Here is a 13,813-nt window from a genome sequence, read left to right as displayed (position 1 = left end):
AATTTTTATAAAGTTTTCGAAAAGTTTTGAATTATATTCATGGCACGTTCAGCATACTTTTCATTTTTCTGTTTCTTGTTCCTGATTTTTTCCTCCAAAGGCGGCAATAACCCAAAATTAACATTCATAGGCTGGAAGTTTTTGGCGCCAGTTGATGTAATGTAGTGCGCCATGCTGCCAATCATGGTTTCTTTTGGGAATGCAACCGGCTCTTTGCCCAGGGTCAGTAAAGATGCGTTCAAGCCGGCAGCCAAACCGCTGGCTGCAGATTCCACATACCCTTCCACACCAGTCATTTGCCCCGCAAAGAACAGGTCTGGTCTTTCTTTAGTTTGATATGTTGCTTTCAGCACTTTCGGAGAATTAATAAATGTATTGCGGTGCATTACACCATAACGAACGATCTCTACGTCCTCCAGTCCAGGAATAAGACGGATGACTTCCTTTTGTGGACCCCATTTGAGATGAGTCTGAAATCCTACCATATTATACAAAGTTCCCGCAGCATCGTCTTGACGGAGCTGTACAACAGCATAAGGGATTTTACCTGTTCTGGGATCCTCCAAACCTACCGGCTTTAAAGGTCCGAAAAGCATTGTCTTTTTTCCTCTTTTTGCCATCACTTCTATGGGCATGCACCCCTCAAAGAAGATCTCCTTTTCAAATTCTTTAAGCGGAACAGTTTCTGCCTGTATAAGGGCATCATAAAATCGGTCGAACTCTTCTTCATTCATCGGACAGTTCAGGTAAGCTGCTTCCCCTTTATCATAACGGGATTTTAAATAAACTTTATCCATATTTATGCTGTCTTTCTCAATGATAGGAGCAGCAGCATCATAAAAATACAAATGTTCCTCCCCCGTCAGCTGTTTCAGCTTCTGTGACAGGCTGTCACTCGTCAGTGGTCCTGTGGCAATGATCGTAATACCGGATGGAATATCAGTGATTTCCTCATTGTGAACCGTAATGAGCGGATGATTCCGAAGCTGTTCAGTAATAAATCCCGCAAAGTCGTGCCTGTCAACAGCAAGAGCTCCCCCTGCCGGAACTGATGATTGATCGGCTGCTTTAATCACCAAGGAATCCATTGTTCTCATTTCCTCTTTTAACACACCGACTGCATTCGTAAGAGAGTTCGCTCTTAGTGAGTTGGAACAAACAAGCTCGGCAAACTTGTCTGTATGATGGGCAGGCGTTTGTTTAACCGGTCTCATTTCATATAAGTGCACTGAGATGCCTCTTTTGGCCAGTTGCCAGGCTGCTTCGCTTCCGGCCAATCCCGCACCTACTACATTGACAGATTGCATGGGCAGTACCTCCAAATGTATGATCAATATTTCACAATTTCATATTCATGAACCCTATAGCATTTTACCCTAAACAAATAATAATTAAAAACAAAGCGCACTTCTCTATTGATTATTTTAAGCTTAAGAAAAGGTGAGCGCTTTTGGCACTCACCTTATCCCTCTTTATCGGACGTATCTCATATGTGTTCCAGGCGCATAGGGTCAGGAGGAACATTCCTTTATGGATATCTCCGGGAGTTGACACCACAGGTACCTGAGCAAGTTACCGGATGGTCTTGACAGCAGCTCCGGATCTCCAGCATTCCTGACAACATGCTCCTCAGGAAATAAGCCGCTTGTCATGATCAGACAGTATCGTATCGTGCATCCCGCCTTTGGCCGACTGCCACATTGTATCTGTTGTCAATTCAGCCCGGGCCCCTTGCGAATGAAAGAAGAAGACAAATTGCCTTCTTCCGCGGTTGTCTTATACTTATGGCTTTTTCCTTACTGTTGGAGCTTCTCTTTGTAATCACAATGAACACATTGTATCTGTTTTCCTTTTTTAAGCTTTTTCTCTACAAGGATATGATCACATTTCGGACAAGTACGGTTGATCGGTTTATCCCATGACAGAAAATCGCATTCCGGATAACGGTCACACCCATAGAAAATTCGCTTTTTCTTGCTTTTTCGTTCAATGACATTCCCTTCTTTACATGATGGACATTTCACGCCAATCTCTTTGACAATGGCTTTTGTATTTCTGCAGTCAGGAAAATTGCTGCACGCCATAAATTTGCCGAAACGCCCCATCTTAATGACCATGGGATTCCCACACTTTTCGCAGTCTTCCCCGGCATATTCGTCTTTTATTTCTACTTCTCTCATTTCAGATTCTGCTATTTTTAAGCTTTTCTCGAAGTTTTGATAAAAATCATCGATAATTTTTACCCATTCGGCTTGGCCTTCTTCGATTTCGTCAAGATTGTTTTCCATATTTGCAGTAAATTCAACGTCCAGGATGTCCGGAAAGAATTCCATCATCAGTTCAATGACAACTTCACCTAATTCTGTAGGTACAAAACGTTTGTTATCCAGAGCAACATATCCCCGTCTTTGAATGGTATCCAACGTGGGGGCATAGGTTGACGGTCTTCCGATTCCCAGTTCTTCCAAAGTCTTAACCAGCCTTGCTTCTGTATATCTTGGAGGCGGTTGGGTAAAGTGCTGTTTAGGATTGATTTTCTCAGATTGAACCTTTTCACCTTCCAAAAAAGCAGGCAGGACATTTTCTTTTTCCTCTGATTGATCATCCGTACCTTCGACATATACTTTCATAAACCCTTGAAATTTAATTTGGGAACCATTGGCACGAAAGGTCACACCATTATTAACCATATTGACTGTCACGGTATCCATTACAGCAGGAGCCATCTGGCTGGCAACGAAACGCTCCCAAATAAGCCTGTACAATCTTAGCTGATCCCTGCTTAAATAAGCTTTTAACGCACCCGGAGCCCGCATGGTACTTGTAGGACGGATGGCTTCATGGGCATCCTGAGCATTGGCATTCTTCTTCTCTTTACGTATTCCTGAAGCCACATATTCTTTTCCGTATTGGGAAGTAATATATTCTGCAGCTTCTTTGACAGCAATCTCAGATACCCTGGTAGAATCCGTTCTCATGTAAGTAATTAAACCAACCGTTCCTTCTTTGCCGATATCAATACCTTCATATAATTGCTGAGCAAGCATCATGGTTTTTTTAGCTCTGAAGTTCAGCTTCCTTGCGGCTTCCTGCTGAAGGGAAGAAGTGGTAAAGGGACGGGCCGGGTTTCTTTTTCTTTCTTTTTTTGTCACCGATTGAACAATGAATGTGTTTCCCTCTAATTTTCCCAGTATTTCTTGAACATCCTCTTCGGACTGAAGCTTCTTCTTCTTGTCATTAATCCCGTAAAATGCAGCCTGAAAGGTATCTTTTCCCTTTTTAAACAAACCCTCGATCGACCAGTACTCTTCAGGGACAAAGTTTTTAATCTCATTTTCCCTGTCAATGATCAAACGTACGGCTACGGACTGAACTCTGCCGGCACTCAGTCCTTTTTTCACTTTTTTCCATAAAAGCGGGCTTATATTGTATCCTACAAGTCTGTCTAAAATTCTCCTCGCCTGCTGCGCATCCACCAGGTTCATGTTAATAGGACGCGGATGTTTAAATGATTCTTTAATGGCATCTTTTGTAATTTCATTAAAAATCACGCGGCAGTCTGAATGAATATCAATATCAAGGCTATTAGCCAAATGCCAGGCGATGGCTTCCCCTTCTCTGTCCGGGTCAGCGGCCAAATATACTTTCTTGGCTTTTTTGGCTGCCGTTTTTAATTCTTTTAAAACAGGTCCTTTTCCCCTAATTGTAATATATTTCGGTTTAAAATTATTTTCAACATCCACACCCGTTTGGCTTTTCGGCAAATCAATGACATGCCCCATGGATGCTTTCACTTTATATTTTTTTCCTAAATATCGTTCAATGGTCTTCGCCTTTGCAGGCGATTCCACTATTACTAAATAATCCGACATGCAAAAATCCTCCCCAGAGGTTAATTCAGTAGATTAAATCTTATACGTTGTATGATATGTTTGTCAACGAAAGAAATAGAACAGGGTATCAGAAAAGCGGAGGACGCCTGCCTATCGGCGACTTGCGCTGGAGGGCCAGATAATGAAGTCGTTCTTCAGACTTCATTGACTGGACCGAAGCGACCTCGAGCCGATGGCGGCCGCAGCTGGACAACCGAAAAGCGGAGGCGCCTTGCCCAGCCCCGACAAGCATAAGACTGGCGCTGACGAAGGCGCAGTTTGCCTTCTAAAGCGACTGGCTTATGACCTCGAGGGACTAGGCGCCGCAGCTGGACAATAGAAAAGCGGAGGACGCCTGCCTCCTGCGAAAATAAAAGAAAACACGGCACCGAAGTGCCGATCTGGCGGACCACAAATTGGTTTGAATGTCATTAGATATATGGTGCATGTTTAATATACCCATTCTATGCTTCTTTTGATGAATCTATCCCACTTTACTTGAAATTGCAAGTTTTTTTTGATTTTTCAAGCCGCTGACGTTCAACTGATATATAGCTCTTCCAGAATATCATGCCCCGAAGTAACAAGCTTAGCTCCTTGCTGAATCAAGCGGTTTGTTCCTGCAGACAGCGGAGAACTAATGGGACCGGGAACTGCAAATACCTCACGTCCTTCTTCCAAGGCAAAATCAGCTGTGATCAGCGATCCGCTTTTTTCCTTTGCCTGAATGATGACGGTGCCTTGTGCCAGGCCGCTAATGATTCTGTTTCTCATGGGAAAATGCCATTTTTGAGGTTTCCAAATCGGGGGATATTCTGAAAGGATCAAATGATTTTTCTTCATTTGTTCAGCAAGTACCTTGTTTTCCGGCGGATATAAGTGAAAAAATCCTCCAGCCAGTACTCCAATGGTTTTACCATCCATACAGATGGTTTGTTCATGAGCAATCGTATCAGCCCCTTTTGCCAAGCCGCTAATAATAACCAATTGTTGTTCAATTAAAGGGGGCAGCAATAAAGAAATTGCAGTATTTGCATAATCATCTGCGGTTCTTGCTCCCACGATCGCGATTGCTGGTTTTTGCAGGAGATCTTTATTTCCGACCGTATAGAGAATAAGCGGGGGATCATGAATTTCTCGTAAAATTTCCGGGTATTCCTCATCCTGAAAAGTTATGACAGAGATGGAATTTGCATCGTATACTGCCAATATCCTTTTCATGTCGATGGTATTGAATTCATATAGAAATTTTTTCATAGATGAGGGTTTTAATTGAAGGATTTGTTGTAGGACAGAAGATGAATAGGAGTGAAAATTGGCCAATGCCGGGTCATGCCTAAGCAGGTTTCTTAACGAATGATTGCCCAGTTGGGGACAATGGTGCAAATGGACCAGCATTTCTTTAAAAATTCAGACCACTTCCTTCGGATTTATTTAGAGAAAGCCCCTCTTTCCGGAGGGGCTCAGGAAATTAATGTGTTTTACATTTTTCATATAAGCCATTTTCTTTCAATGCCTCAATCAAAGTTTCGCCGATCACGGCCGGAGTGTCAGCCACTTTAATACCGCACTCAGTCATGACACGTATTTTTTCCGCAGCTGTACCTTTACCGCCGGAAATGATAGCGCCTGCATGTCCCATACGCTTTCCTGGAGGTGCTGTGGCTCCGCCAATGAAACCGACTACAGGTTTCGTCATATTCGCTTTCACCCATTCAGCAGCTTCTTCCTCTGCGGTACCTCCGATTTCTCCGATCATAATGACAGCTTCGGTTTCCGGATCTTCATTGAACTCTTTCAGAACATCAATGAAGTTTGTACCGTTCACAGGGTCTCCGCCGATACCAACAGCCGTTGTTTGGCCAATTCCCGCAGTGGTAAGCTGATGAACGGCCTCGTATGTCAACGTCCCGGAACGAGATACTACGCCAACATGGCCTTTTTTATGAATATATCCAGGCATGATGCCAATTTTACACTCGTCTGCTGTAATCACTCCAGGACAGTTAGGCCCTATAAGTCTTGTTTTCTTGCCTTCCATGTAACGTACGACTTTCACCATGTCCAATACAGGAATATGTTCTGTAATACAAATGACAAGGTCTAATTCCGCATCCACCGCCTCCATGATGGCATCTGCGGCAAATGGGGCCGGTACATAAATGACAGAAGCATTTGCGCCTGTTTCTTTTACCGCTTCTTCAACAGTGTTGAAAACCGGTACACCGGCAGCTTCCTGTCCGCCTTTTCCAGGTGTGACACCGCCAACGATTTTTGTGCCATATTCAAGCATTTGCTCTGTATGAAAAAGTGCTGTTGAGCCTGTAATTCCCTGTACAATAACTTTTGTGTCTTTATTGACAAAAACACTCATGATTTTCCCTGCCTTTCAAGTGGTCTATGATTCGAGCGATATGAAACCAACCATTTCAGATCCCTTATTTTACCAGTTCGACAATTTTTTGAGCTCCATCTGCCATGGAATCCGCAGCCGTTATATTCAATCCGGATTGTTGAAGAATTTCTTTTCCTTTATCCACATTCGTCCCTTCCAGTCTTACTACCAGAGGTACTTCGAGGCCGACCTGTTTCACAGCTTCAACTACACCGGAAGCAATCACGTCACACTTCATAATGCCGCCGAAAATATTGACAAAGATTCCTTTCACGGCATCATCGGAGAGGATAATTTTAAATGCTTCTGTCACTTTCTCTGCTGTTGCACCACCTCCGACATCCAGGAAGTTTGCCGGTTCTCCACCGTAATATTTGATGATGTCCATGGTAGACATCGCAAGACCTGCTCCATTTACCATGCATCCAATATTCCCGTCAAGTGCAATGTAGCTCAAGTCATATTTTGAAGCTTCAATTTCTTTTGGATCTTCTTCATCCAGATCACGGTACTCAAGGATATCCTTATGTCTATATAAAGCGTTGTCATCAAAGTTTAATTTCGCATCAAGAGCAAGCACATTTCCATCCCCTGTTACCACAAGAGGATTGATTTCAGCAATCGAGCAGTCATTATCTTCGAACGTTTTATAAAGCCCCATCATAAACTTAGCCGCTTTGCCCACAAGTTCATTAGGAATATTGATATTGAACGCAAGTCTGCGGGCTTGGAATCCAGTCAATCCAACAAGCGGGTCAATCACTTCTTTAAAGATTTTTTCAGGAGTTTTCTCAGCTACTTCTTCAATTTCCGTTCCGCCTTCTTCAGAAGCCATCATGACCACGCGGTCCGTGCTGCGGTCAACTACGAGACCGACATAGTATTCTTTTTTAATATCGCATCCTTCTTCAATCAGCAAGCGCTTTACTTCTTTTCCTTCCGGTCCTGTCTGATGAGTTACAAGTGTTTTTCCTAAAATCTCCTCAGCATATGTACGAACTTCATCCAAGTTTTTAGCCACTTTCACCCCGCCGGCTTTTCCGCGCCCGCCGGCATGGATCTGAGCTTTGACAACCGTAACATCCGTACCAAGCTCTTTCGCAGCTTCTACAGCTTCATCCACGGTAAAAGCAACTTTTCCATTAGGGACAGATACTCCGTATTTTCTAAGGATTTCTTTACCCTGATATTCATGGATATTCATTTTCCGTCCTCCTATCAAATACTGAAAAAATAGATTGCGTGTTTATTGTATAAAAACGGCGAATGGAAGTCCACTGTTTAAGGCCATATCAGCTATTTTCCGCCATTTTTTGATCAAGCCTGTAAATAAAGGCAAAAATTTCCGCAACAGCTTCGTATAACTCTTCCGGAATGGCTTCGTTCAAGTCCAGTTGGCCCAGCAGTTCAACAAGAGCGGGGTCTTCATGGACAGGTATCCCATTTTCTTTTGCTGTTTCCAATATTTTTTCGGCAGTGATCCCCTTGCCTTTAGCCAAAACAACAGGAGCTCCTCCATCATCCAACGGACCTCCCAATGCCGCTGCCTTAGTAATTTTTGTAGACTTGTTCATACTTGAATATCAACTCCCGAATACGATTGCACCCTGAAGGCAGGAAGCTTTTTTTCCTTCTTTTGAAGAGTTTTTTTAAATTCAACCGAGGATATTTCATAATCAAGTGTACTCAGCTGTTTTTTTATTTCCGGCAGCAGCGGATCAGCTAGGGCTTTAATGGCGGGAAAATCGTTAAAAATGGTGATGGTTGTTACACGGTTTTGGATTTTTACATCCACTACCGTCTCTTTTAAAGAGGGCAAATGTAAATAAAAAATTACTCTGCAATAAGCAGGGTCTATTTTTCCTTTCTTGTTTCGTTTTCCTTCCCAAAGAAAAGAAATATCCGTACGAAAGCCATTTAAGTTAACAGGCAGCTCAAAAAACAGCTGCTGTACAGGTCCGGTATCAATAGACAAGAGCTGCTGGCCATTGATTCTGTGCAAAAGCTTTTCTGCCGCCAATGCAGCCTGATTTGACTTTCCGCTTTTCGCTCCCAAATATTGGACCAGGAGGGATCTTAGTGTCTCAGCTTGGCTGATCTGTTGCCGGGTGTTATGATTCCCGGAAAACAGGCCCATCTGTTCTATCGAATGTTTGATCTTTGCCAACGCTTCCCTTCCCGATAACGCTGCAGGAACGGCAACACGGGAATGTCTTTCGGAATCTACACCAAATTCATCAATGATAGAGATAATTTTCTGTGATGCTGATGAGGGTTTTTCTGCAGCCAGTACGTCACGCAGACCAGTAATTAATTGAGTCAATGACTCTTTGCTGCCGGCATTGAAAAGTGCCTGAAACACACTTTCCTTAAAGGGTAAATTCTGGTGATGGATGAATTGTATCACTTCCAGAGCGAGTTCTTTATCCGCAGCAGCCTGGATCCACTGTCCCGCTTTATATAGTTGATCCCTTGTCAGACTTAGTGGCTCTTTCATTAATAAGTCAGCCAGGCTCCGAAATCCTTTCTCATTCGGCAGAGACATTTGTTTCATGAGCAAATGGACATCCTGCTGCCTCGTTCCCAACAGTTTTAAACGCAGTTCTCCTTCATGAGAATCGACTTGTAAAAAATAGCCCTTGCCGCTTTCCAGCGGGGCTTCCAGCCTGGCAATTAATTGGCGGCTGCCCAATTGAATTTCGGCATGCTGGTTTGGATAAATCTTTTGTACCTGAGCAAAAAAGATTTGTCCTTGCCTTAAAATTAGGGGGCTGCTTGGGTCTGAAGAAAAAGTCCGGAGCAAATTTTTTGTTACCGTATGTACATTCAATCTTATTCACCCTTTCGGGATTGCTGCAAAGCCGATCGTACCGGGGCAAAAGACCTTCTGTGAATCTCACTGGGTCCCCATTTCTTTAATGCATCTAAATGAGCTTTTGTTCCATACCCCTTATGTATTGCAAATCCATACTCCGGATAGCGGAGATCGTATTCTGCCATTATTCGGTCACGGGTGACTTTGGCAATAATGGATGCAGCCGCAATTGAAATGCTGTTTGCGTCCCCTTTTATAATGGATTCCTGTGGATAGGGAGTTTCAATATTCATTGCATCAATTAACAGAACATCTGGTTGAACAACTAAGTTGCTTACAGCAAGTTTCATTGCTTTTAAGACAGCTTGATGAATATTATATTTGTCTATCTCTATTGGAGAGATCATGCCTATACCGATTGCCTCAGCTTCTTCATGAATTTGTTCAAACAACTGCAGCCTTCTGGCCTCGCTGATTTTTTTGGAATCATCCAACCCCTTGATAAAACTGTTCTTTTTCAATATAACTGCTGCAGATACTACCGGGCCTGCCAGCGGTCCGCGCCCCGCTTCATCAATTCCGCAAATGGCGTCAAACCCCTTTTGCCTCCAACGTTTTTCATGGAGGGACATGTGTTGAAACCTTTCCAATTCCTGACGTTCTTTTTTCCTTTCAACCTTCCATCTGTTTAATAAAGTTTGAACGCCTTTGCGGGAATCGGTTTGTAACTCTTTCAAAAAAGGGTCATTCTCGGTATGTATTTTCTGCAGAGCCTTTTGTATTTGAGCGATGGTCATGGTTTTCACCACTCCCTTTTCCCTCCTCTCTCTGTTTCACGCAAAGTGCCATAAATTAAAAATCTTTCAATAAGTCGATGCGCCAAAAACAAAGACCCTTACGGGTCTTGGTCGATGATATCCTCCGGCCTGTCCAATGTTAGGGCCCCCAGCTTCTGCATACGCATATCCATGATCACAGCCTCTGCGGTTTTTTCATAATCCACCTCTCCGCCGGATATAAGGCAACCTCGCATTTTTCCGATATGGTCAAATAATTCAACGATTCCATCAGGGATGGCATCGAGCCGATATCTTCTTTTTAACCGTTCCGGATAGTGCTTTTGCAAGAACCGAAGTGCAAATACGGCGATATCCTGCATATTTAAAAGAGAATCCTTAATTGCTCCCGTCAATGCAAGTTTATACCCCGTTTCTTCATGTTCAAATTTGGGCCATAGAATCCCAGGTGTGTCGAGCAATTCTAAATCCTTGCCAACTTTAATCCATTGCTGTCCTCTGGTAACTCCGGGCGTATTTCCGGTTTTGGCAATATTTTTCTTTGCAAGCCGGTTGATTAAAGTGGATTTCCCCACATTGGGAATCCCGATAATCATAGCTCTGATTGCCCTGGGTTTGATCCCTTTTGCCTTGCGGCGTTCCCTTTCTTCCTGGAGCAGCTCTTGTGCTGATTTAACGATGTGATTTAATCCTTTCCCTTCTTGCGAATTAATCGCTATGGCTTTGTGATTTTTCTCCGAAAAAAATTGAATCCATTGTTTCGTCCATTCAGGGTCAGCCATATCAGCCTTATTCAGCAATATCAACCGCTTTTTATGCCGGATAATCTCTTGAAGCATCGGATTTGCGGACGAAACAGGAATCCGTGCATCCACTAATTCAAATACAATGTCCACCATTTTAAGTTTTTCTGTCACTTCCCGGCGTGCTTTTGCCATATGGCCGGGAAACCACTGGATTGCCATGACACTCACTCCATCATTACTCTACAATTCTTATGTCTTTTATCGGCCAATAGACGATTTTTGTATCTCCGATTACCTGTTCCATCGAAATGGTACCGATATGGCGACTGTCTTTGCTGGAGCGTCTATTGTCACCCAGCACAAACAGTTCTCCTTCCGGAACGGTTTTTTCTCCCGTAATTTCTTCCAGGGTAAAATCTTCTGTCAGCGGTCCTTCAGGAGTCTGCTCTTTATAGGCTTCCAAATATGGCTCTTCATATGCTTTTCCATTTACATATAATGTATCACTGACATATTCAACGGTATCTCCCGGAAGACCAATCACCCGTTTGATATAATCTTTTTGTTCAGGAGCATGAAATACGATAATATCAAAGCGGTCGGGAGTGCCGATTTTATTGACAATCATCCGATCTCCATTATGCAAAGTAGGCATCATGGAAAAACCATCCACGACAATCGGTGTAAAAAATGCATAACGAATAATTGCAGCCAGTCCTACAGCAATGAGTAAAGCTTTTGTCCATTCCCACAATTCATTTTTTTCTTTTGCCATATTGTCACCTTCCAATCAACTAAAGAAGTCTCCATAAATATCCTGTTTATATTATTGTACAGTAAATGGCCAGGTAAAAACACTGAAAACATACTTGTTATAGATCCAAAAGCACAAGTGCCTGTTTATGGATGTAAAGAGAACTGAAAGGCAGAGCGCGGGGAAATCAGGCGATTCCAAGAAAGCAGCCTCTCAGCCAAGCGATTGATATTAATAGCGCCGTGAGAAACATCCTTGAATATACTTCATGCAGTATTGCGATGAGCAAAGCTAAGCTTACCCAATTCTTGCAGGGTTATAATTTCGAGAGGTATATATTGCAGCCAGAAAAAGAATAATTCTGGCGAGACAAAGCGAGGGATGCCTGCTTATCGGCATCATACTTGATGAGTGCCGGCAAAGCGAAGTATGCCTTAGAAAGCAATGGCATACCCTTGCGCCGGATAGAACTCGGCCCGGAACAACGAAGAAGAAGAGAACGCTGTATTCTCTTGCTTCGGTGGCGCCGGGATTTCTTGTCCGTCGAGCCCGGCAAAGTCATTTTTCTTGTATACTCCGATCCTAGAATCGTTTATCCTTTTCTAAAACTATAAAAAGGAGCTTGTACTCAAGCTCCTTTTACAGACGGAATGAACTTATCATCCAGCAAGGCTGCTTCCGATCAGCACCCATGCATGGTTTTTATCGAATTTCTTTAATACGAGCTGCTTTTCCGCGAAGTTTACGCAGATAGTAAAGTTTCGCACGACGAACTTTACCGCGACGCACGACATCGATTTTGGCAATTCTCGGTGTGTGAAGTGGGAAGGTACGCTCTACTCCAACACCATAAGAAATCTTGCGGACAGTGAATGTTTCGCTGATTCCAGCACCACGGCGTTTGATGACAACACCTTCAAAAATCTGGATACGTTCGCGTGTGCCTTCGACTACTTTTACGTGAACACGAACTGTATCACCAGCGCGAAATTCAGGAAGATCTGTACGCAATTGTTCTTTAGTTACTTCTTCAATTAATTTGTGCATCGTATTCATCTCCTTCCAACCGATGCTCTTACAAAAAAATTTTCATTGCAGCGGAACACCGTAGTTACAGACAGGCATCCGGTAAACGCCATTGTCACAAAGGTAATAATACCATATCGCAAAATCATTTACAATCCATTTTTCATTCTTGATTTCAGATATCATCCAATTTTTTTCTATCAGATTCCTCATATTTTGCATAGAGATCCGGACGGCGGTTTTTGGTTCTTTTCAATGATTCACGTAACCGCCATTCTTCAATTTTGTTATGATTGCCTGAAAGCAAAACCTCAGGTACTTTCATTCCCCGAAAATCTGCCGGCCGTGTATAGTGCGGGTGTTCCAGCAGACCGGTGGTAAATGATTCCTCAATGGCGGACTGGACATTGCCTAAAACACCAGGGAGGAGGCGGACCACTGCATCGATGACCACCATTGCCGCAAGCTCTCCCCCGGTCAGAATAAAATCTCCGATAGAGATTTCATCTGTCACCACATGCTCCCTGATCCGCTCATCATATCCTTCGTAATGTCCGCAAATAAACACTAAATGGTCCTCTTTTGCGAGTTCTTCAGCTTTTCCTTGATCAAATCGGGTACCCTGAGGGCACATTAATATCACTCTTGAGCGATCATACCCTTTTTGCACATGGGTTACCGCATCAAAAATCGGCTGCGGTTTTAATACCATACCTGCTCCTCCACCATAAGGGTAATCATCGACGGTTTTGTGTTTATCAGTGGAAAAATCCCTGAAATTTGTAATTTGGTAGGATACTGCCTTTTTTTCTGCAGCTTTATTCAGAATTGAGGATCCCAATACCCCTGCAAACATTTCAGGAAATAGAGTTAAAATATCAATCTTCATGTCAGCAATCCCTCCATGGGATCAATGATGATCTTTTTCTCAGCAACCGAAACCTTCTTAACAATATCAGGGATATAGGGAATCAGTTGATCTTTTCCGTTTTTATCCTCCACGACCCAGACATCATTTGCTCCAGGAGTCAAAATCTCTTTGACTATACCGATATTTTCACCTTGTTCCGTTATCACTCGGCACCCGATAATTTCATAGAAATAGTATTCACCCTCAGGTAATTCAGATAACTGCTCCCGATGTACTTTTAGCATAGCTGTTTTCCATTTTTCCACTTCATTCACGTCATCATACCCTTCAAAGGCAAGAAGGTCAAAGTTCTTATGTTTCCTATGAGACTTGACGGTTAATGGGGTAGGTTCCTGTTTGTTGGGAAGGAAAAGATAGAGGGTGTTGCCTGGTATATACCGTTCATCTGGAAAATCTGTCATAGAAATAACCCTTACTTCTCCCCGGATACCATGGGTATTTACGATTTTTCCAACATTAAACCAGTTTTCCATGCAT

13 protein-coding genes are annotated in these 13,813 nt (G+C 43.0%); all 13 read right to left on the bottom strand.

Annotated elements, in window-relative coordinates:
- Window positions 1-5: 5 nt before the first annotated feature.
- On the bottom strand, window positions 6-1,313 hold the full coding sequence (gene trmFO, locus ACFSCZ_RS03780; protein ID WP_380772493.1) for an FADH(2)-oxidizing methylenetetrahydrofolate--tRNA-(uracil(54)-C(5))-methyltransferase TrmFO: 1,308 nt from the start codon (window positions 1,311-1,313) through the stop codon (window positions 6-8).
- Between the two features lie 483 nt (window positions 1,314-1,796).
- Window positions 1,797-3,872: a type I DNA topoisomerase gene (gene topA, locus ACFSCZ_RS03775; protein WP_380772410.1), complete on the bottom strand. Its 2,076-nt coding sequence runs from the start codon at window positions 3,870-3,872 to the stop codon at window positions 1,797-1,799.
- 540 nt (window positions 3,873-4,412) lie between these two features.
- Window positions 4,413-5,081, bottom strand: coding sequence for a DNA-processing protein DprA (gene dprA / locus ACFSCZ_RS03770; protein WP_380772409.1), 669 nt, complete (start codon window positions 5,079-5,081; stop codon window positions 4,413-4,415).
- A 262-nt stretch (window positions 5,082-5,343) separates the two neighbouring features.
- The gene (gene sucD, locus ACFSCZ_RS03765) at window positions 5,344-6,246 is read right to left on the bottom strand and encodes a succinate--CoA ligase subunit alpha (RefSeq protein ID WP_380772408.1); all 903 of its coding nucleotides are present in this window, start codon (window positions 6,244-6,246) and stop codon (window positions 5,344-5,346) included.
- A gap of 64 nt (window positions 6,247-6,310) precedes the next feature.
- Window positions 6,311-7,471 carry an ADP-forming succinate--CoA ligase subunit beta gene (sucC, locus tag ACFSCZ_RS03760; protein WP_380772407.1) on the bottom strand — a complete coding sequence of 387 codons (1,161 nt, stop codon included), beginning with the start codon at window positions 7,469-7,471 and terminating at the stop codon, window positions 6,311-6,313.
- A gap of 88 nt (window positions 7,472-7,559) precedes the next feature.
- A complete protein-coding gene (locus ACFSCZ_RS03755) occupies window positions 7,560-7,841 on the bottom strand; it encodes an EscU/YscU/HrcU family type III secretion system export apparatus switch protein (protein ID WP_380772406.1) in 282 nt (93 codons plus the stop codon).
- Window positions 7,838-9,097, bottom strand: coding sequence for a hypothetical protein (locus tag ACFSCZ_RS03750; protein ID WP_380772405.1), 1,260 nt, complete (start codon window positions 9,095-9,097; stop codon window positions 7,838-7,840). Before ACFSCZ_RS03750 ends, ACFSCZ_RS03755 begins: the two co-directional genes overlap by 4 nt.
- A 2-nt stretch (window positions 9,098-9,099) precedes the next feature.
- Complete coding sequence (locus tag ACFSCZ_RS03745) at window positions 9,100-9,888, bottom strand: ribonuclease HII (RefSeq protein WP_380772492.1); 789 nt, start codon at window positions 9,886-9,888, stop codon at window positions 9,100-9,102.
- Between the two features lie 89 nt (window positions 9,889-9,977).
- Window positions 9,978-10,844 carry a ribosome biogenesis GTPase YlqF gene (gene ylqF / locus ACFSCZ_RS03740; protein ID WP_380772404.1) on the bottom strand — a complete coding sequence of 289 codons (867 nt, stop codon included), beginning with the start codon at window positions 10,842-10,844 and terminating at the stop codon, window positions 9,978-9,980.
- Between the two features lie 16 nt (window positions 10,845-10,860).
- The gene (gene lepB, locus ACFSCZ_RS03735; protein WP_380772403.1) at window positions 10,861-11,400 is read right to left on the bottom strand and encodes a signal peptidase I; all 540 of its coding nucleotides are present in this window, start codon (window positions 11,398-11,400) and stop codon (window positions 10,861-10,863) included.
- Between the two features lie 681 nt (window positions 11,401-12,081).
- Complete coding sequence (rplS, locus tag ACFSCZ_RS03730; RefSeq protein ID WP_380772402.1) at window positions 12,082-12,426, bottom strand: 50S ribosomal protein L19; 345 nt, start codon at window positions 12,424-12,426, stop codon at window positions 12,082-12,084.
- A 154-nt stretch (window positions 12,427-12,580) separates the two neighbouring features.
- The gene (trmD, locus tag ACFSCZ_RS03725; RefSeq protein ID WP_380772401.1) at window positions 12,581-13,294 is read right to left on the bottom strand and encodes a tRNA (guanosine(37)-N1)-methyltransferase TrmD; all 714 of its coding nucleotides are present in this window, start codon (window positions 13,292-13,294) and stop codon (window positions 12,581-12,583) included.
- Window positions 13,291-13,809: a ribosome maturation factor RimM gene (rimM, locus tag ACFSCZ_RS03720; protein WP_380772400.1), complete on the bottom strand. Its 519-nt coding sequence runs from the start codon at window positions 13,807-13,809 to the stop codon at window positions 13,291-13,293. Before rimM ends, trmD begins: the two co-directional genes overlap by 4 nt.
- Window positions 13,810-13,813 lie beyond the last annotated feature (4 nt).

The sequence above is a fragment of the Siminovitchia sediminis genome (assembly GCF_042680885.1).
In the GTDB taxonomy this organism is placed as follows: domain Bacteria; phylum Bacillota; class Bacilli; order Bacillales; family Bacillaceae_C; genus Siminovitchia; species Siminovitchia sediminis.
The sequence above is the reverse complement of the archived record's forward strand: the minus strand, read 5'-3'. Positions and strand labels throughout refer to the sequence as shown.